The 18,134-nt window shown below is 70.5% G+C and carries 14 protein-coding genes; 10 read left to right on the top strand and 4 right to left on the bottom strand.

What is annotated here, in order from left to right:
- Window positions 1-20 precede the first annotated feature (20 nt).
- The 9 genes from F6W70_RS04645 to F6W70_RS04605 all read left to right on the top strand — a co-directional run bounded on the left by F6W70_RS04645 (window position 21) and on the right by F6W70_RS04605 (window position 12,987).
- A complete protein-coding gene (locus tag F6W70_RS04645; protein WP_055864836.1) occupies window positions 21-1,019 on the top strand; it encodes an ABC transporter permease in 999 nt (332 codons plus the stop codon).
- Entirely contained in the window at window positions 1,016-2,947 is a 1,932-nt protein-coding gene (locus tag F6W70_RS04640) for a dipeptide/oligopeptide/nickel ABC transporter permease/ATP-binding protein (RefSeq protein WP_151486029.1), read from the top strand. Before F6W70_RS04645 ends, F6W70_RS04640 begins: the two co-directional genes overlap by 4 nt.
- Entirely contained in the window at window positions 2,944-3,987 is a 1,044-nt protein-coding gene (locus F6W70_RS04635) for an ABC transporter ATP-binding protein (protein ID WP_082524247.1), read from the top strand. Before F6W70_RS04640 ends, F6W70_RS04635 begins: the two co-directional genes overlap by 4 nt.
- 19 nt (window positions 3,988-4,006) lie before the next feature.
- On the top strand, window positions 4,007-7,339 hold the full coding sequence (locus tag F6W70_RS04630; protein WP_151486028.1) for a serine hydrolase: 3,333 nt from the start codon (window positions 4,007-4,009) through the stop codon (window positions 7,337-7,339).
- Window positions 7,339-8,493, top strand: coding sequence for a M20 family metallopeptidase (locus F6W70_RS04625; RefSeq protein WP_151486027.1), 1,155 nt, complete (start codon window positions 7,339-7,341; stop codon window positions 8,491-8,493). Before F6W70_RS04630 ends, F6W70_RS04625 begins: the two co-directional genes overlap by 1 nt.
- Window positions 8,490-9,365: a GNAT family N-acetyltransferase gene (locus F6W70_RS04620; protein WP_318278797.1), complete on the top strand. Its 876-nt coding sequence runs from the start codon at window positions 8,490-8,492 to the stop codon at window positions 9,363-9,365. The genes F6W70_RS04625 and F6W70_RS04620 overlap by 4 nt, the downstream gene beginning before the upstream one ends.
- Complete coding sequence (gene menC / locus F6W70_RS04615) at window positions 9,362-10,468, top strand: o-succinylbenzoate synthase (RefSeq protein ID WP_055864852.1); 1,107 nt, start codon at window positions 9,362-9,364, stop codon at window positions 10,466-10,468. Before F6W70_RS04620 ends, menC begins: the two co-directional genes overlap by 4 nt.
- 124 nt (window positions 10,469-10,592) lie before the next feature.
- Window positions 10,593-12,266, top strand: a complete 1,674-nt coding sequence (locus F6W70_RS04610) for a helix-turn-helix domain-containing protein (RefSeq protein ID WP_318278865.1) — start codon at window positions 10,593-10,595, stop codon at window positions 12,264-12,266.
- A gap of 259 nt (window positions 12,267-12,525) precedes the next feature.
- On the top strand, window positions 12,526-12,987 hold the full coding sequence (locus tag F6W70_RS04605) for an Lrp/AsnC family transcriptional regulator (protein WP_055866768.1): 462 nt from the start codon (window positions 12,526-12,528) through the stop codon (window positions 12,985-12,987).
- A gap of 28 nt (window positions 12,988-13,015) precedes the next feature.
- On the opposite strand, the gene F6W70_RS04600 is transcribed toward F6W70_RS04605, so the two are convergent.
- Genes F6W70_RS04600 through rsmA form a run of 3 tightly spaced genes read right to left on the bottom strand, consistent with a single transcriptional unit; the run spans window position 13,016 to window position 15,914 of the window.
- The gene (locus F6W70_RS04600) at window positions 13,016-13,948 is read right to left on the bottom strand and encodes a 4-(cytidine 5'-diphospho)-2-C-methyl-D-erythritol kinase (RefSeq protein WP_082531362.1); all 933 of its coding nucleotides are present in this window, start codon (window positions 13,946-13,948) and stop codon (window positions 13,016-13,018) included.
- A gap of 7 nt (window positions 13,949-13,955) precedes the next feature.
- Window positions 13,956-15,023, bottom strand: coding sequence for an L-glyceraldehyde 3-phosphate reductase (gene mgrA / locus F6W70_RS04595; protein ID WP_127482696.1), 1,068 nt, complete (start codon window positions 15,021-15,023; stop codon window positions 13,956-13,958).
- A gap of 9 nt (window positions 15,024-15,032) precedes the next feature.
- The gene (rsmA, locus tag F6W70_RS04590; protein ID WP_055873656.1) at window positions 15,033-15,914 is read right to left on the bottom strand and encodes a 16S rRNA (adenine(1518)-N(6)/adenine(1519)-N(6))-dimethyltransferase RsmA; all 882 of its coding nucleotides are present in this window, start codon (window positions 15,912-15,914) and stop codon (window positions 15,033-15,035) included.
- Window positions 15,915-16,004: 90 nt separating this feature from the next.
- On the opposite strand from rsmA, the gene F6W70_RS04585 reads away from it, so the two are divergent.
- The gene (locus F6W70_RS04585) at window positions 16,005-17,255 is read left to right on the top strand and encodes an MFS transporter (protein ID WP_151486630.1); all 1,251 of its coding nucleotides are present in this window, start codon (window positions 16,005-16,007) and stop codon (window positions 17,253-17,255) included.
- On the opposite strand, the gene F6W70_RS04580 is transcribed toward F6W70_RS04585, so the two are convergent.
- Window positions 17,234-18,112, bottom strand: coding sequence for a TatD family hydrolase (locus F6W70_RS04580; RefSeq protein ID WP_141387345.1), 879 nt, complete (start codon window positions 18,110-18,112; stop codon window positions 17,234-17,236). The two genes, F6W70_RS04585 and F6W70_RS04580, sit on opposite strands and share 22 nt — an antisense overlap.
- Window positions 18,113-18,134: the final 22 nt, after the last annotated feature.

The raw sequence follows: 18,134 nt of genomic DNA, 5'->3' as shown, positions 1-18,134 counted from the left end.
CCGAAGACCGGAGACAGCCGATGGCCAGCACCACCGCCACGCAGGCGATACTGATCAGATCCGCACGGTCGGACAACCCCTGGGTGTCCTTCCTGGTCCGGCGCGGAGGGCAGTTCCTGCTCTCGGTGTGGGTGCTGGTCACGGCTGCCTTCCTCATGATCCACCTGGTACCGGGCGACCCGGTGCGCGCGGCCCTCGGGCTGAACGCCCCGGCAGAGCTCGTCGAGGCCCGGCGCGCAGCCCTCGGCCTCGACCAGCCGCTCATCGTGCAGTACTTCCGCTACATCGGCGGCCTGTTCACCGGCGACATGGGCAGCTCGATGATCACCAGTCAGCCGGTCTCCCAGATCATCGCCACGCGGCTCCCCGCCACACTGCAGCTCGCCCTGCTCGCGGTGCTGCTGGTGCTGCTGGTCTCGGTCCCCCTCGGGGTGACGATGGCCGTCGCCACCCGCGGCGGTCGACGACGTGGCCTCGAGCTGGCGTTCGCCACCGGATCCGTGATCCTCGCCGCGATCCCCGAGTTCCTCCTCGCCGTGGGCCTCGTCTACGTGTTCGCGGTGTCACTGGGATGGTTCCCGGTGGCAGGCAACACCGCCCCGTTCTCGCTCGTCCTGCCCGTGGTGGCGCTCGCGGTCGGACCGATCGCGGTGTTCTCGCGCATCATCAGGGTCGAGGTCCTCTCGGTGCTGGGCCAGGACTTCATCCGCACCGCACGCGCCAAGCGTCTCGCGCCGCATCGCATCTATTCGCGCCACGCGCTGCCGAACGCCATGACCGCGACCCTCACCCTCACCGGCCTGCTGCTGACGGGCATGGTCGCCGGCACGGTGCTGGTCGAGAACGTCTTCGCGTGGCCGGGCCTCGGCACCATGATCGTGCAGTCGATCCTCACCAAGGACTACTCGGTCGTGCAGGGCATCGTGCTCGTCTACGGCGTCGGCGTACTCGTCGTGAACCTCGTGATCGACGTGATCCTCGCGCTCCTCGATCCTCGATCCACCATCAGGGAGGCATGATGTCGGCACGCACGGCATGGTCAGGCATCGTCCGCTCACCGCTCGGGATCACCTCTCTCGGCCTGATGCTGCTCGTCACCCTCGGCGCGATCTTCGCCCCGATGATCTGGGGCGCTCAGGCGGAACAGGTGAACCCTGCCGCCATCACCCAGGGCCCGAGCGTCGAGCATCTGCTGGGCACCGACACCCTCGGACGCGACGTGCTCGCACGCGTCCTGGTCGCCACCCGGCTCTCCGTGGTGCTCGCCGTGGTCGCCGTGCTCATCGGCGTGGTCGCGGGAACCCTGCTCGGCACGGCGCCGTCGGTGCTCCCGCGGTGGGCCGGACGACCGATCGTCGGGTTCGTGAACATCGCGGTCGCGTTCCCCGGGCTCCTGCTCGCGCTGTTCTTCGCGGTGATCTTCGGCGTCGGCTCCACCGGCGCCGTGCTCGCGATCGGCTTCGCGATGGCCCCGCAGTTCGCCCGGCTCACGCAGACCCTGTCGGCGGCGATCGCCGGTCGCGACTTCATCTCGGCCGCGCAGGTGGCCGGTGTCTCGCGCCTGCGCATCCTGCTCCGGCACATCCTGCCCAACATCGGCGAACCGCTCATCGTGAACGCGACCGTGGCGGCAGGTTCCGCACTGCTCGCCTTCGCCGGCCTGTCGTTCCTGGGTCTGGGCGTGCAGGTGCCCGAGTACGACTGGGGGCGCCTGCTCGGCGAGGGACTGAACCGGATCTACCTCAACCCGGCGGCCGCCCTCGGACCCGCGGTGGCCGTGGTGATCGCCGGACTCGCGTTCAACCTCCTCGGCGAGACCGCCGCCGCCGCCCTCGGCGGGCGATCGGCCCGTCGCCGCCGGCGTCTGCCCGCCATCGCGCTCTCCGGCGCCACCCAGCCCGCGCAGGTCGACGGTGAAGAAGTGGTGCTCCTCGTCGACGACCTGCGCGTCTCCTTCCCGACGCCAGGCGGATGGGTCACCCCGGTGCGCGGCGTCTCGTTCACGGTCTCGCGCGGCGAGGCGATCGGCGTCGTCGGCGAGTCCGGATCGGGCAAGAGCCTCACCGCGCTCGCCGCCGCCCGGCTCATCGAGCGGCCAGGCCACGTCGCCGCCGCACGGCTCGACTTCTGCGGCACCCCGCTGCTGACCACGTCAGACCGTGCGGTGCGGAGCCTGCTGGGCACCTCGCTCGCGATGGTGTTCCAAGACCCGATGACCTCGTTCAACCCGACCAGGCGCATCGGATCGCAGCTCGCCGAAGCCGCCTCAGAGCACCAGGGCATCACGCGGAAGCAGGCCATGGACCGGGCGATCGAACGGCTGCAGTCGGTACGGGTGCCCGCGGCCGCGCGCCGAGCCCGCCAGTACCCGCACGAGTTCTCCGGCGGCATGCGTCAGCGCGCCATGATCGCCATGGGGCTCATGAACCACCCCCGGCTGATCATCGCGGACGAACCGACCACGGCACTGGACGTGACCGTGCAACGGCAGGTGCTCCAGCTCCTCGCCGGTGTGCGCCGCGACACCGATGCGGCGATCCTGCTCATCAGCCACGACATCGCCGTCGTCGCGCAGACCTGCGACCGCGTGCTCGTGATGTACGCGGGCCGCATCGTCGAGGATCTGCCGGCGGTGACCCTGCACACCGACGCCCGGCATCCGTACACCCGCGCCCTGCTCGACGTCGTGCCCGAGCTCGACGCCGACCGCGACGAACCGCTCAAGATGATCCCCGGCCGTCCTCCGGCACCGGGGGCCTTCCCCGTCGGCTGCGCCTTCGCCGCACGCTGCCCGCTCGCGACCGACCTCTGTCGCGAGAGCGACCCCGAACTCGTGGCCGACACCGATGGGCACAGGGTCGCCTGCTGGCATCCGGTCAGCGGTGAGACAGCGGTACCGGTGGCGATCGCCACGGCGGCGGAAGAGGAAGAGACGGTCCTGCGATGAGCGAGCTGCGTTTCGATCGGGTCAGCGTGCGCTACGGCACGCATCGGGCAGGTCTCACCGCCGTCGACGATGTCTCCCTCGTCGTCCCCTCCGGATCCGTGGTGGGGCTGGTGGGCGAGTCGGGTTCGGGCAAGTCGACGCTGGCCCGCGCCGCGATCGGGCTCGCACCGATCAGCGAGGGTGCGATCACGCTCGACGGCGTGGACGTGCGCAGCTTCCGCCGTCGCCGCCCCCTCCAGATGGTGTTCCAGGATCCGTTCTCCTCGCTCGACCCGCGCATGACGATCGGCGAGTCCATCGCCGAGGCCCTCCCCCGCGACATCCGCGGTTCCGCGGCCCGGCGGGCCGAGGTCGCGCGTCTGCTCGACCTGGTGAGCCTCGACGCCGACCGCGCGCAGTCGCTCCCGGCCGCGCTCTCGGGCGGCCAGCGTCAGCGCATCGCCCTGGCCCGCGCGCTCGCTGCCCGGCCCGAGGTCGTGATCGCCGACGAGATCACGTCGGCGCTCGACGTGTCGGTCCAGGGCTCGGTGCTCAACCTCGTGCGGGAGCTGCGCGGCGAACTCGACCTCACCATGCTGTTCATCTCGCACAATCTGTCGGTCGTTCGCTACCTGAGCGACCACATCGCGGTGATGTACCTCGGGCGCATCGTGGAGTTCGGGCCCACCGAGCAGGTGCTCGCCGACCCGCAGCACCCCTACACGCGGGATCTGCTCCAGGCGGCGCCCACCCGGAACGGGAACCTGCTGGCGGTCGACCCGCTCGCGCCCGTCGACGTCGAGCCCGCCGACCCCCATTCGCCGCCCAGCGGATGCCGCTTCCATCCGCGGTGCCCGATCGGTCCTGCGGCGCGACCGGACCGGCAGATCTGCATGATCGCGGAACCTCCGCTGCCCGCGGGCGCGGCCGGCGCCGCCTGTCACTTCGCGGGCACGCACGCCGACGCGGCACTCGGAACTGTGCCCACCTCCCAAAGCATCCCCCTGGTTTCGGCCCCGCCCACAACACGGTCCCCGCTCCCAGCGGACACAGTGAACTGACCATCCGATTGGAGTTCTCATGAACTGCGTCACCGTCGACGATCTGCTCTCCGTCCGCACGCCGGAGCAGCCCGCCCTCTCTCCGGACGGCACGCGCGTGGCCTTCGTGCTGCGCACGACCGACCGTGACGGCGACCGCGACACGCGAGCGCTGTGGCAGGTGCCGGCCACCGGCGGGACCCCCGTCGCACTGACCCGCGCGACCGCGGACTCGACTCCGGTGTGGAGCCCGGACGGTTCGCAGCTGGCGTTCCTGCGTGCGCAGGACGGACCGGCGCAGATCTGGCTCCTTCCGTCCGCGGGGGGTGAGGCGCACGGGGTCACGACGCTTCCCCTCGGCGCCGGCGCACCGGCCTGGAGTCCCGACGGGGAGCGCATCGCCTTCACCGCGCCTGTCGACAGCGCGGCGCTCCCTGGCGAAGGGGCCGAGACGATCCTCGCGCGCCGGTCGGCACCGACCGCCGCCGACCGGCTCGGCTACAAGGCAGACGGCGCCGGCAACCTCGGCACCCTGGTGCAGCAGCTGCATGTGCTCGACGTCGCCTCGGGGAAGATCACGGTGCTCACTCACGGGCGCTCGCACGCATCCGAGCCGTTCTGGTCGCCCGACGGCACGCGGATCGCCTACTCCACGAGCGTCGACGACGACGCGGATCTGACGATGCGGATCCCCGTGTTCGTGCGCTCCTCGACCGATCCGAACAGCGAGGCCGTGCAGGTCAGCGCCGCCGATGTGCAGGCGACGGCCGTGGGCTGGACCCCGGATGGTCGCCATGTGCTCGCGGTCGGACGCACCGACACCGAGGTCGGCAATGCGGACCTGCTGCTCTTCCCGATCGACGGCGGCGATGCACGGAACGTCACGGCGAGCCTCGACCGCAACGTGATGCCGGGCGGTCCCGGCTACCCCGGCGGTATGCCGAAGTTCACGGACGACGGCGACATCGTGTTCTGCCTGCGCGACAACGGCTACTCGCACGTGTACCGCGTGGCACAGGACGGCACGGGCGCCGTGTCGCTCGTGGACGGCACCGCGAACGTGTCGGGGCTGTCGATCGCCGGATCCTCGGCCGCGATCGTGCTCGCGACGCCGGAGTCGTTCGGCGACGTCGCCCTCGTGGACCTCGGCGGCGGACCGACGCACATCCTCACCGCATACGGCACGCCCGACGTCGAGCTCGTCCCGGCCGAGGAACGTCGCTTCACGATCTCCGACGGCACCGTGGTCACCGGATGGCTGCGCCGCGATCCCGACGCCACGGGGCCTCTCCCGCTGCTGCTCGACGTGCACGGCGGGCCGCACAACGCCTGGAACGGTGCCGCCGACCTCATCCACCCGTACCACCAGGTGCTCGCGCGCCGCGGCTGGGCGATCCTCACCCTCAACCCCCGCGGCAGCGACGGCTACGGTGACGCGTTCTTCGCCGCGGTCTCCGGCGAGTGGGGCGTCAGTGACGCGAACGACTTCCTCGAGCCGATCGACCTGCTCGTGGCAGAGGGCATCGCGGACCCGGCCCGACTCGCCGTCACCGGGTACAGCTACGGCGGCTTCATGACCTGTTACCTCACTTCCCGCGACGACCGCTTCGCCGCGGCCGTGGCCGGAGGTGTGGTCACCGACCTGTTCTCGATGGGCGGCACCTCCGATTTCGGCCACCATCTCTCCGCGAAGGAGAACGGCGGTCTGCCCTGGCGCGACGAGGATCGCATCTCGGCGCAGTCGCCGTACACGCAGGTCGACCGGGTCACCACTCCCACGCTCATCCTGCATGGCGCGGCGGACGACCGCTGCCCGGTGGGTCAGGCCGAGCAATGGTTCACGGCGCTGCGCGAGCGGAACGTTCCCACGCGGCTCGTGCTGTACCCCGGCGGCTCGCACCTGTTCGTGCTCTCCGGACCTCCCTCGCACCGGGCGGACTACTCCCGACGGGTGATCGACTGGGTGGAGCAGTACGCACCGCCGGCGGGAAAGCCCGTGCGCGCACGTCTCGACGCCCGCCACTGGCAGCAGCGACTGAGTGCCCTCGCAGAGGCGCACAAGGTTCCCGGTGCGACGCTCGGCATCCTCCGCCTCGGCGAGGATCCGGTGTATGCCCATCACGGCATACTCAACGTGCGCACCGGGATCGAGACCACCGACGACTCGGTGTTCCAGATCGGCTCGATGGGCAAGGTGTGGACGGCATCCGTGGTGATGCGCCTGGTCGACGAGGGTCGGCTCGATCTCGACGCCCCGATCGTCGATTACGTGCCGGAGTTCGCCTCGTCCGATGCCGAAGTCACCCGCACCGTCACGATGCGCCACCTGCTCAGTCACACCAGCGGGATCGACGGCGACGTGTTCACCGACACCGGTCGCGGTGACGACACCCTCGAGAAGTACGTCGCGCTGCTCGACGGGGTCGCGCAGAACCATCCGCTCGGTGCGACCATGTCGTACTGCAACTCGGGATTCGTGCTCGCCGGCCGCGTGATCGAGAAGATCACCGGCACCAGCTGGGATCAGGCCATGCGAGACCTGCTGTTCACCCCGCTCGGGCTCACGCACTCGTGCACTCTGCCGGAGGAGGCGATCATGTTCCGCGCGGCGAGCGGCCACACCGAGGTCGGAGACGAGGGACCGACGCTCGCCCCGGCGTGGATGCTCCCCCGCTCGATGGGGCCGGCGGGTCTCATCAACTCCACCACCGCCGACGTGCTCGCGTTCGCCCGCATGCACCTCACCGGGGGCCTGGCCGCCGACGGCACGCGGGTGCTCTCGGAGGCCAGCGTGGAGCGGATGCAGCAGCACGAGGTCGATGTGCCGGATCCGTACTCGATCGGCGACAGCTGGGGCATCGGCTGGATCCGCTTCGACTGGGGCGGCCGCAAGCTCGTCGGCCACGACGGCAACACCATCGGACAGTCGTCCTTCCTGCGCATCCTGCTCGACGAGGGCGTCGCGGTGACGCTGCTCGCCAACGGCGGGAACATCCGCGACCTGTACGACGCGCTCTTCGGGGAGATCTTCGCCGAGGTCGCCGACGTGCACCTGCCTGCGGGACTCGTCCCGCCCGAGGAGCCCTTCACCGCTGACTTCTCGGAGTTCGAGGGCATCTACGACCGGGCCGGTGTGCGCACCGAGATCTTCCGCGACGACGAGGGACTGCGCATGCGCACGACCTTGAACGGTCCCCTCGCGGCGCTACTCCCCGACCCCGTGCAGGAGCACCCGCTGGTGCCCGTCCGCCCCGGCGAGTTCGTGATGCGCACGGAGGGCGAGCAGGCCTGGCACGCCGTGGTCTTCTACTCCCTGCCCAGCGGCGAGCGCTATCTGCACCACGGCGTGCGCGCAGCGCCGAAGGTGTCGTGATGAGCGTGCAGGCGGGCCCGGACCTCGACCTGGTCCTGGCCGACATCGAGACCCTCGTCTCCTGCGAGTCGCCGTCGGACGACCTCGATGCCGTCGCCCGCAGCGCCGATGTGCTCGCGGCCCTCGGCGAGAGGCTTCTGGGCACCGCGCCGGAGCGCATCGTGATCGACGGGCGCACCCACCTGCGCTGGCGGTTCGGCGATCCGGTCGTGCTCGTCCTCGGCCACCACGACACGGTCTGGCCCCTCGGCTCGCTGCAGCGGCTTCCTTTCCGGGTCGACGATGGCGTGCTGCGCGGCCCGGGATGCTTCGACATGAAGACCGGGGTCGTGATGGCCTTGCACGCCGTGGCGGCGCTGCCCGACCGCACCGGCGTCAGCATCCTGATCACGGGAGACGAGGAGCTGGGCTCTCCCAGCTCGCGCACGCTGATCGAGCAGGAGGCGCTCGGCTGCACCGCGGCGTTCGTGCTCGAAGCGGCAGCCGACGACGGCGCCGTGAAGATCGCCCGCAAGGGCGTCTCGCTGTACCGCGTGCATATCGCGGGGCGGGCGGCGCACGCCGGACTGGAACCGGAACGCGGTGTGAACGCCGCGGTCGAGGCCGCGCACCTGCTGCTCGCGATCTCCCGGCTCGGCGACGCGAACGCCGGAACCAGCGTGACCCCCACGCTCCTGCGCGCCGGCAGCACCACGAACACGGTGCCGGCCGAGGCGGAGTTCGCGGTCGATGTGCGGGTGCGCACGGTCGCCGAGCAGGACAGGGTGGATGCGGCACTCCGCGCCATCCCCGCGACGCTTCCGGGTGCGTCCATCCGCGTGGAGGGTGGCGCGAACCGTCCTCCGCTGGAGCCGGAATCATCGGCACACCTGTTCGCACAGGCCGTCGCGATCGGCGAGAGCTCCGGCCTGACGCCGTTCCAGGGTGTTGCGGTCGGCGGGGCCTCCGACGGCAACTTCACCGCGGCTCTCGGCGTGCCGACACTCGATGGCCTGGGCGCTGTGGGCGGCGGCGCGCACGCCGACGACGAGCATGTGGTGGTCGCGATGATCCCCGAGCGCACGTTGCTGCTGCGGGAGCTGATCGCCGCCGCGCTGGCTGACCGAGAGAGATCCGCTACAGGGCACGGGACGCCGGCAGGAGGAAGGGTATGAGCATGACGGATGCCGCGGCCTTCCGCGCCTCGCCGGAGGAAGCCTCCGACGCCGCGATCGCCGCCGCCACGAGAGCCGGGGTGGAGATCCGGCTGCTCTCCGAGGTGGGCGATTTCGCCAGGGTCGCCGCGCTGTTCCAGAGCATCTGGACGAAGCAGGGCGAGACCTCCCCCGTCAACGTCGAGACGCTGCGGGCCCTGTCGAAGGCCGGCAGCTATGTGGGCGGCGCGTTCGAGAACGACGAGCTCGTCGGCGCATGCTTCGGGTTCTTCGCCGCGCCCGATCAGCGCGCCCTGCACAGCCACATCGCCGGTGTCTCCTCGCGGATGCGGGGGCGCAGCGTCGGCTTCGCCCTCAAGGTGCATCAGCGCGCGTGGGCGCTGGAGGAAGGACTCGACGAGATCTCCTGGACCTTCGATCCGCTCATCAGCCGCAACGCGCACTTCAACCTCGTGAAGCTCGCCGCGACGCCGACGTCGTACCACCGCAACTTCTACGGGCACATGGCCGACGCTCTCAACGGTGCCGACGACACCGACCGGATGCTGGTGACCTGGTACGTGCGCGACCCCCGGGTCGTGGCGGCCTGTCACGGGGAGCCGTTCGATGCTGCGGGCGACATCGCGGCCGCCGAGCCGCTGCTCGGTGTGGGCGAGGATCTCGGACCGCTCCGCCATCGCACCGACGCGCGCCTGGTGCGCGTGGCACTGCCGCGCGACATCGAGACGTTGCGCCTCACGGAGCCGGCACTCGCGACCGCGTGGCGTCTGGCGCTGCGCGAGACTCTCGGATCATCGCTGGAGGGTGGAGGGCGCGTGCTCTCGTTCGACCGCTCCGGCGCGTACACCATCGACAGAGGAGAACAGGGATGAAGCTCACCGGATTCGAGCTGCGTGTGATCGAGATGCCGCTGGTGTCGCCGTTTCGGACGTCGTTCGGCGTGCAGACCGTGCGCGAGGCGCTGGTGGTCCGCGCCGTCACCGACGAGGCGGAGGGCTGGGGCGAGGGTGTCGCGATGAACGACCCGCTGTACTCCTCGGAGTACGTCGAGGCGAGCGTCGATGTGATCACTCGATTCCTGCTGCCGGCGCTCGCCCAGGTGAAGGATCTGGATGCCGGGGGCGTCGCTCCCGCTCTCGCGAAGTTCAAGGGGCATCGCATGTCGAAGGCCGCCGTCGAGCTGGCGATCCTCGATGCCGAGCTGCGGGCCACCGGAGTGCCCCTCTCCCGCGAGCTCGGCGCCGTGCGCGACCGGGTCGACTGCGGCGTCTCGGTGGGGATCATGGACTCGATCCCCGAGCTGCTGGGCGCGGTGGGCGGCTACCTCGACGAGGGGTACGTGCGCATCAAGCTCAAGATCGAGCCGGGATGGGACATCGAGCCCGTGCGCGCCGTGCGTGAGCGCTTCGGCGACGACGTGCTGCTGCAGGTCGACGCGAACACCGCCTACCACCGCGGGGATGCGCGGCATCTCGCCAAGCTCGATCCGTTCGACCTGCTCCTGATCGAGCAGCCGCTCGACGAGGAGGACCTGCTCGGCCACGCGCAGCTGGCCAGGGCGATCACGACCCCGGTGTGCCTGGACGAGTCGATCGTGTCGGCGAGGGCGGCGGCGGACGCGATCGCTCTCGGCGCGTGCTCCATCGTGAACATCAAGCCGGGTCGCGTCGGCGGGTACCTCGAAGCGCGTCGCATCCACGACGTGTGCGTCGCCAACGACATCCCGGTGTGGTGCGGCGGGATGCTGGAGACCGGGATCGGGCGCGCGGCGAACGTCGCCCTCGCCGCCCTGCCGGGCTTCACGCTCCCAGGCGACACCTCGGGTTCCGGCCGCTACTACTCGCGCGACATCACCGATCCCTTCGTCGTGGAAGATGGCACGCTCACGGTTCCCACGGGGCCGGGGATCGGGGTCACCCCCGACCCCGACGCGCTGGACGCCGTGACGGTGCGCACCGAGTGGATCACCCTCTGAACGCGGGCTGACGTCCCGAGTGGGGCACGATGATCCTGTCGAGATCGACGAAGAGTCGATACGATTTCGTCGTGCCCCACAGCTCCGCGACCGGCGGTCGCCCCCTAGCCTGGGCCCTGTGCTCATGTCCGTGACGACCAGGCCCCGCGCCAGCCTCGGCCGGGTCATCGAAGACCTCGGCACCACACTGCTCGAAGTGGTGAGCGGCGCGGCCGACGACGACGCCGAGATCGAGACCGTCGTGATCCACGACGTTCTCGACGACGCGATGCCGATGCGCGGTGCGCTCGTGCTGGGCGTCGGGCTGAGCGATCCGGATGAGATCGCCGCGTTGCTGCGGACCCTCGCCGCCCAGCACGCCTCCGCCCTCGTGCTGCGCGCTCCGGTGCGGGCGGAGCAGCCGGTGCGCGAAGCGTCCGAGGCCAGCGGCATCCCGGTCCTCGCCCTCACCCGCGGTGCTTCGTGGGCACAGCTGACCGCGATGCTGCGCTCGCTGATCGCCGAGGGCGACGTCGGCGACCAGGCGGCCACGACGCTGGGCGGGATGCCCTCCGGCGACCTGTTCGCGCTCGCGAATGCGATCGCGACCTTGCTGAATGCGCCGGTCACGATCGAGGACCGCAACTCCCGGGTGGTCGCGTTCTCCGGCCGCCAGCACGAAGCCGATCCGGCCCGCATCGAGACGGTGCTCGGTCGGCAGGTGCCCGAACGGTTCGCCCGGCAGCTCGAGGAGCGCGGCGTCTTCCAGGAGCTGTACCGCAGCGAGGATCCGATCGACGTCGGTCCTGTGCTCAACACCGAGGGCCTCCCCTCGTTCCCCCGCGTGGCACTGGCGGTGCGCGCGGGCGATGAGATCCTCGGCTCGATCTGGGCCGCGGTGCAGGAGCCCCTCTCCCCCGATCGCGTGCAGGCGCTCAAGGACTCCGCGGGCCTGGTGGCCCTGCACCTGCTGCGGCTGCGCGCCGGAGCGGACGTCGAGCGTCGGCTGCGCGCCGACCTGCTCGCCACGATCCTCGAAGGAGGCCCGGGGGCGACGGATGCGACGGCGCGACTTCGTCTGAGCGACCACCGGTGTGTGGTGCTCGCGCTGTCGGCCACAGAAGAGGTCGATGACGAGCCGTCCGCCGGAGCCCGCGGAGTTGCCGAGCGGCAGCGGATCGCCGATGCGTTCGCCGTGCATCTGGGCGCCGTGTATCTCCGTTCGGCGGTGGCCGTGATCGGAAACGTCGTGTACGCCGTCGTCGGCATCCGACCGGAGCAGGGCGACGCCGATCACGGCGGTGCACAGACCAGCGATGCCGACAGCCGTGCCGCGCGGGTCGCGGCGGACTTCCTCGGCCGGCTCGGCGCGACGAGCGAGATCCGCATCGGGGTCGGCACCGTGGCGCAGGAGGCAGCGAGCATCCCGTCGTCGCGCGCGAACGCCGACCGCGCGCTCCGTGTGGTCCGTCAGGCGCCCTCGCACGAACCCGTGGCACGCTTCACGGCCGTGCAGATGGAGGCCCTGCTGGTCGAGCTCGGCGACCTCGTCCGCGCCCGGGGCGACCAGCCGACCGGTCCGGTCGCGCAGCTGCTGGCGCAGGACCGGGAGAAGGGCACGCATCTGGTCGAGACGCTGCGGGCCTGGCTCGACGCCTTCGGAGATGTGGCGGTCGCCGCCGCACGGGTCTACACGCACCCCAACACGTTCCGCTACCGGTTGCGCCGCCTGTCGGAGATCAGCGGACTCGATCTGACCGATCCGGAAGCCCGGTTCTCGGCCATGGTGCAGCTGCGCCTGCTGGTGCCCCGGGACTGACGCTCGACGTGCGATGACAGCGCCTGCCCCGCCCCTCATCGGGACGGGGCCGACAGAGGCTCGTGGCCCGTCGCCGTCTGCACTCGGCGACTGCGGGCTCGTGGCCTCCGCGTCGAGTGTGCTCGATGTCCGCTCGTGGCCGACATCCTGCGTTTCTGACACTGATTCCAACACACGGCGATCACGAAGACCATAGAGTGGATTCTGATTGATCGATTCGATCAATCATGACCCGATGACGAAGGCGACGGTGATCGAAATGGCCAACCTCGACGAGACCGACCGGAGGATCCTCACGGTGCTCGACACGGACCCGCGGCGGCCGGTCGCCCTGATCGCCCAGGATCTGGGTCTCGCCCGCGGCACGGTGCATGCCCGTCTCGACCGCCTCGAATCGGGCGGATACCTGCGCGCGCACAGCTCGCGCATCCTCCCTCAGGCCCTGGGTCGCGGCGTCGCGGCGTCGATCCTGGTCGAGTTGGATCAGCATCAGATCACCGCCGCCATCGATGCCCTCAGCCGCGTGCCCGAGGTGCTGGAGTGCTTCGCTCCCGCCGGCGACACCGACCTGCTGCTGCGGGTCGTCGCCAAGGACCCGGACGACCTCTACCGCGTGGCAGAAGTCGTGCGCCTGTGCCCCGGCATCCTCCGCACCTCGACGAGTCTCTTCCTCCGCGAGGTGATCCCCTACCGCGTGAGCGCCCTGCTCAACGCGGGGTGAGGCCGGATCGTGCCGAAACGGCGTCCGCTCAGCCGATGATGCGCGCGCCGGGCACCGGACCGTGCACGTGAAGCGGGTCGAGGCCGGTCTCCCGCAGGGAGGACTGCACGTCCTGTGCCGTCTCGGGGTCGGGGCAGAGCAGCGCGACCGTGGGTCCTGATCCCGACACGATGCCCTGGAGCGCGCCGGCGGCGACGCCCTGCCGGATCGTCTCGGCGAGGTCGGGCCGTTCGTAGAGGGCCGCGGCCTGCAGGTCGTTGAACAGCGTCTCGGCGAGCTGGACCGGGTCGCCCGACCGGAGAGCCTGCAGCACCGGGATCGGCACGTCCAGCGACAGCGGCGGGTCGTCGGCGAGGGCGCCCTCCTCCTCGCGCAGCAGGTCGAGACGTTCGTAGACCACGGGCGTCGAGAGGCCCTGCTCGCTGGGCACCAGGATCCAGTCGAAGCGACCCCGTGCGAGCGCCGGATTGAGCTGATCGCCGCGGCCGGTGCCCACCGCCGTGCCGCCGTGCAGCGCGAACGGCACATCGGCGCCGAGGCGGGCGGCCAGATCGTGCAGACGGGTCTGCGACAGGCCCGTGCCCCACAGTGCGTCGCAGGCGACCAGCGCGGCCGCGGCATCGGCTGATCCGCCGCCCATGCCGCCGGCCACGGGCACGCTCTTGCGAATCTCGAGCGCGACGCCGCCCCGGTGATCCACCGCCACCGCGAGCAGCTTGGCCGCACGCATCGCCAGGTTGCGGTCGTCAAGGGGGACCGAGTCGATGTCTTCCACACCAGAGACCGTGACCGAGAAGTCGTCGGCAGGGCGTGCGATCACGTCTTCGTAGAGCGAGACCGCCTGGAAGACCGTCGCCAGCGCGTGGTAGCCGTCGTCATGCCGGCCGCCGACCCCGAGGAAGACGTTGATCTTGCCCGGGGCGCGCACGTGCACGGAATCGGCGAACGCGGCATGGCTCATGATCGGCTCACAGCTCCGAGGACTTCGCCCACAGGTTGACGTCGATGGCACCGGCGAGCTCGTCGATACGGGCCAGCTCCTCGGTGGTGAAGGCAGGGCCGTTCACGGCCGCGATGTTCTCGTCGAGCTGCTCCGGACGCGAGGCTCCGATCAGCGCGGAGGCCACGACGGGCGTGCGCAGCGTCCACTGCAGCGCGAGCTGCGCGAGCGACTGGCCGCGACCCTGTGCGACCTCGTTGAGCGAGCGCAGCGTCTGGACGGCCTCCTCTGTGAGCCGGCCCTCGGGCAGCGAGCCGCGCTTCTGCGCACGCTCGGCCGTGCCGTCTCCGAGGTACTTGTCGGTGAGCAGCCCCTGCGCCAGCGGCGTGAAGGCGATCGCCCCGAGGCCCGACTGCTCGAGCGTGTCCGTCAGTCCGTCTTCGACCCAGCGGTTGAGGATCGAGTACGCCGGCTGGTGGATGACGAGCGGTGTGCCGAGATCCTTCGCGACCGCGACGGCTTCTGCCGTGCGCTCGGCGCTGTACGACGAGATGCCGACGTAGAGCGCCTTGCCCTGGCGGACGAGGGTATCGAGGGCGCCGACCGTCTCAGCGATCGGGGTGACCGGGTCGACCCGGTGCGAGTAGAAGATGTCGACGTAGTCGAGCCCCATGCGGGTCAGCGACTGCTCGGCGCTCGCGAGGATGTACTTGCGGCTCGCGAAGTCTCCGTACGGCCCCGGCCACATGTCCCATCCGGCCTTCGACGAGATGATCAGCTCGTCGCGGTACGGGCGGAAGTCCTCGGCGAAGATGCGGCCGAAGTTCTTCTCGGCCGAGCCGTAGGGCGGACCGTAGTTGTTCGCCAGATCGAAGTGGGTGATGCCGCGGTCGAACGCGTGGCGCAGCAGTGCGCGCTGATTGTCGAGCGGGATGTTGTCGCCGAAGTTCCACCACAGCCCGAGCGAGATCGGCGGCAGGTACAGGCCGGAGGTGCCGACCTGCCGGTAGGCGAACTGCTGATAGCGACTCTCGTCGGCCGCGTACGGACGGTGCAGCTCGGGGACATCGGGGCGGAAGCGGGGGGACTCGTTCACGGTGCCAGGTTACTGGGTGGGAGCGACGTCGTCAGTGAGAACCTCGGACGCGGCCGCATGCTGTGCGATGCGCTGGTAGTCCTCGACGGTGAGGTCCTCGCCACGAGCCGTCGGCGCGACGCCGGCGGCGATCAGCACCTCGGAGGCCGCCGCGGAACTGCCGAAGATGCCGGACAGCGCCTGACGGAGCATCTTGCGACGCTGGTTGAAGGCGGCGTCGACGATCCGGAACGTGCGACGACGTTCCTCTTCGGTGCCCCGCTCCCCCGCGGAACGGTCGAAGCCGACGAGCAGGCTGTCGACGTTCGGCACCGGCCAGAACACCTGACGGGAGACGTTCCCGGAGAGCTTCCACTCGCCGTACCAGGCGGCCTTGACGCTGGGCGAGCCGTAGATCTTCGAACCGGGCTTCGCGGCCAGCCGCTCGGCGACCTCGGCCTGGACCATCACGACACCGCGCTGCAGATAGGCGAAGTTCTCGAGGAAGTGCAGCAGCACCGGCACCGAGACGTTGTAGGGCAGGTTGGCCACCAGCACCGTCGGCTCGCCAGGCAGCTCGGTGATGCGCAGCGCATCGGCATCGACGACCGTGAGGCGGTCGGCTTCGACGCCGTGCTCGGCGGCGGTCTGCGCGAGGCGGGCCGCGAGGCGGTGATCGATCTCGACGGCCGTGACCGATGCGCCGGTCTCCAGGATCGCGAGTGTCAGCGACCCGAGCCCCGGGCCGACCTCGACCACGCGCTCGTCCGGCTGCACGCGGGCCGCCTGCACGATCTTGCGCACGGTGTTCGCGTCGGTGACGAAGTTCTGGCCGAGCTTCTTCGTCGGGGTGACGTCGAGCTCGGCGGCGAGGCGGCGGATCTCGGTGGCGCCGAGCAGGGTGACGGTCATCCTCCCATTCTCCCCCACGGCACCGATGTCTCCCGCCGTCAGTAGTCTTCTCTGGTGCCCTCCCTCGGTGAACTCGTCGCGCCCCGCCGCATGGGCCGGGACTTCCGATGGCTGCTCGCCTCCTCGTGGACGAGCAACATCGGCGACGGCGTCGCCCTCGCGGCCGCTCCCCTGCTCATCGCGTCGATGACATCCTCGCCGATCCTGGTGGCGGCCGGTGCGATCCTGGAGTTCCTCCCCTGGTTGCTGTTCGGGCTGCACGCGGGCGCGATCGCCGACCGCTTCGACCGTCGGCGCCTCGTCATGTTCGCGAACGCCGCCAGAGCCGTGGTGCTCGCGGCGCTGTGCATCTTCCTCATCACGGGCCTCGCGAACATCTGGATCGTGCTCGCCGTCGCGTTCCTCTACGGCACCGCCGAGGTCTTCGTCGACACGGCGGGCAGCACTCTGCTGCCGATGCTCGTGAAGCCCGCCGACCTCGGGATCGGCAACGCGCGTCTGCAGGCCGGATACCTCGTGGCGAACCAGTTCGCCGGCCCGCCGCTGGGCGCGTTCCTGTTCGCCGCGGGCACTGCCTGGCCGTTCCTGCTCGAAGTCGTGTGCGTGAGCTTCGCGGTCGTGCTCATCTCGCGCATGGCCAAGACGCCCGTCCCGCCCCGCGAGACCGATACGCACCCGCCCGTGCACACCGACATCGCCGAAGGTCTGCGCTGGCTGTGGCGCAACCCTCCGGTGCGCATGCTCGTGCTCATCATCCTGGTCTTCAACATCACCTGGGCAGCCCCCTGGGGCGTGCTCGTGCTGTACGCCACCGAGCACCTGCACATGGGCGCTGTCGGCTACGGAGCGCTCACGACCGCGTCAGCGGCCGGCGGCATCCTCGCGACGCTCAGCTTCGGCTGGCTGGAGAGGCACGTGTCCTTCGCGACGCTGATGCGGGTGGTGCTGTCGCTCGAAGTGCTCATGCACCTGTCGTTCGCGCTGACCACGACCGGCTGGGTCGCGCTGGTCATCATGTTCTTCTTCGGCGCCTATGCGTTCGTGTGGGGCACGATCTCCACGACCGTGCGGCAGCGCCTGGTGCCCGCCGAGCTGCAGGGGCGGGTGGCCTCGGTGAACATGGTCGGAGTCTTCGGCGGCATGGTCGTCGGACAGGCGCTCGGCGGCGTGATCGCCCAGGTATGGGGGCTAACCGCGCCGTGGTGGTTCGCGTTCGTCGGCGCGGCCCTCACGCTGCTGCTGGTGTGGAAGCCCATCTCACAGATCGTGTCGGCGAAGCCCATCGCCGACACCGGGCCCGACGACGCGGAACCCGCGAGTCAGTCGGCGAACGAGCCGTAGACCCGCAGGGTGTTCTGGGCGAGCTGGGCGCACAGCTCATCCACGTCGATGCCGAGCTCCGCAGCCATGAAGCGCACCGTGATCGGCACGAGGTACGGCGCGTTCGGGCGGCCTCGCAGCGGCACCGGAGTGAGGAACGGGGCGTCCGTCTCGACCAGGATGCGATCGAGCGGGGTGACCTGCAGCGCGTCGCGCAGGTTCTGGGCGTTCTTGAACGTGAGGTTCCCCGCGAACGACAGGTGGTAACCGGCGTCGGCGCAGATGCGGGCCATCGCGTCATCGCCCGAGAAGCAGTGGAACACCGTGCGCTCCGGCGCACCGACGCGGGCGAGCGTCTCCAGCACCGCCTCGTGCGCGTCGCGATCGTGGATCTGCATCGCGATGCCGTGCTTTTTCGCGAGGGCGATGTGCGCCTCGAACGACTCGAACTGCGGCGCCTGCCGCTCGGGCTCCGTGCGGAAGAAGTCCAGGCCCGTCTCGCCGATCGCCCTGGTGCGCGGGTGGGCGGCGAGTTCGTCGATCACCGCGATCGCCTCGTCGAGTCGACCTTCCTCGGCATAGGTCGGCGCGTCGTTGGGATGGATCGCGACGGCGGCGAGCACGCGCGGGTCGGATGCCGCGGCCTCGACAGCCCACCGCGACGACTCGATGTCGCCCGAGGCCTGGACGACCCCGGCGATGCCCACGGCCGCCGCGCGGTCGAGCTGCTCGGTCAGCGACAGCGGCTCGTCGCCGTCGACGATCTCCAGGTGCGCATGGTTGTCGTACACCGGAACCGTCAGCGGCTCGGGGGCGGACGGATACTTCAGATCCTTGCGTCCGTCCCCCGAGCGCTCACGCACGTAGGTCTCGGCCATGTCGTCGGGCTCCGTCGTCGGG

This window comes from Microbacterium maritypicum (genome assembly GCF_008868125.1).
In the GTDB taxonomy this organism is placed as follows: Bacteria; Actinomycetota; Actinomycetes; order Actinomycetales; family Microbacteriaceae; genus Microbacterium; species Microbacterium maritypicum.
Note: the sequence above shows the minus strand (reverse complement) of the source record. Positions and strands in the feature narration are given on the sequence as shown.

What these genes read in the sequence shown, in the direction of transcription:
- F6W70_RS04645 (WP_055864836.1), top strand. Translation starts at nt 21, where the DNA reads ATGGCCAGCACCACCGCCACGCAGGCGATACTGATCAGATCCGCACGG.
- F6W70_RS04640 (WP_151486029.1), top strand. Translation starts at nt 1,016, where the DNA reads ATGATGTCGGCACGCACGGCATGGTCAGGCATCGTCCGCTCACCGCTC.
- F6W70_RS04635 (WP_082524247.1), top strand. Translation starts at nt 2,944, where the DNA reads ATGAGCGAGCTGCGTTTCGATCGGGTCAGCGTGCGCTACGGCACGCAT.
- F6W70_RS04630 (WP_151486028.1), top strand. Translation starts at nt 4,007, where the DNA reads ATGAACTGCGTCACCGTCGACGATCTGCTCTCCGTCCGCACGCCGGAG.
- F6W70_RS04625 (WP_151486027.1), top strand. Translation starts at nt 7,339, where the DNA reads ATGAGCGTGCAGGCGGGCCCGGACCTCGACCTGGTCCTGGCCGACATC.
- F6W70_RS04620 (WP_318278797.1), top strand. Translation starts at nt 8,490, where the DNA reads ATGAGCATGACGGATGCCGCGGCCTTCCGCGCCTCGCCGGAGGAAGCC.
- menC (WP_055864852.1), top strand. Translation starts at nt 9,362, where the DNA reads ATGAAGCTCACCGGATTCGAGCTGCGTGTGATCGAGATGCCGCTGGTG.
- F6W70_RS04610 (WP_318278865.1), top strand. Translation starts at nt 10,593, where the DNA reads ATGTCCGTGACGACCAGGCCCCGCGCCAGCCTCGGCCGGGTCATCGAA.
- F6W70_RS04605 (WP_055866768.1), top strand. Translation starts at nt 12,526, where the DNA reads ATGGCCAACCTCGACGAGACCGACCGGAGGATCCTCACGGTGCTCGAC.
- F6W70_RS04600 (WP_082531362.1), bottom strand. Translation starts at nt 13,948, where the DNA reads ATGAGCCATGCCGCGTTCGCCGATTCCGTGCACGTGCGCGCCCCGGGC.
- rsmA (WP_055873656.1), bottom strand. Translation starts at nt 15,914, where the DNA reads ATGACCGTCACCCTGCTCGGCGCCACCGAGATCCGCCGCCTCGCCGCC.
- F6W70_RS04585 (WP_151486630.1), top strand. Translation starts at nt 16,005, where the DNA reads ATGGGCCGGGACTTCCGATGGCTGCTCGCCTCCTCGTGGACGAGCAAC.
- F6W70_RS04580 (WP_141387345.1), bottom strand. Translation starts at nt 18,112, where the DNA reads ATGGCCGAGACCTACGTGCGTGAGCGCTCGGGGGACGGACGCAAGGAT.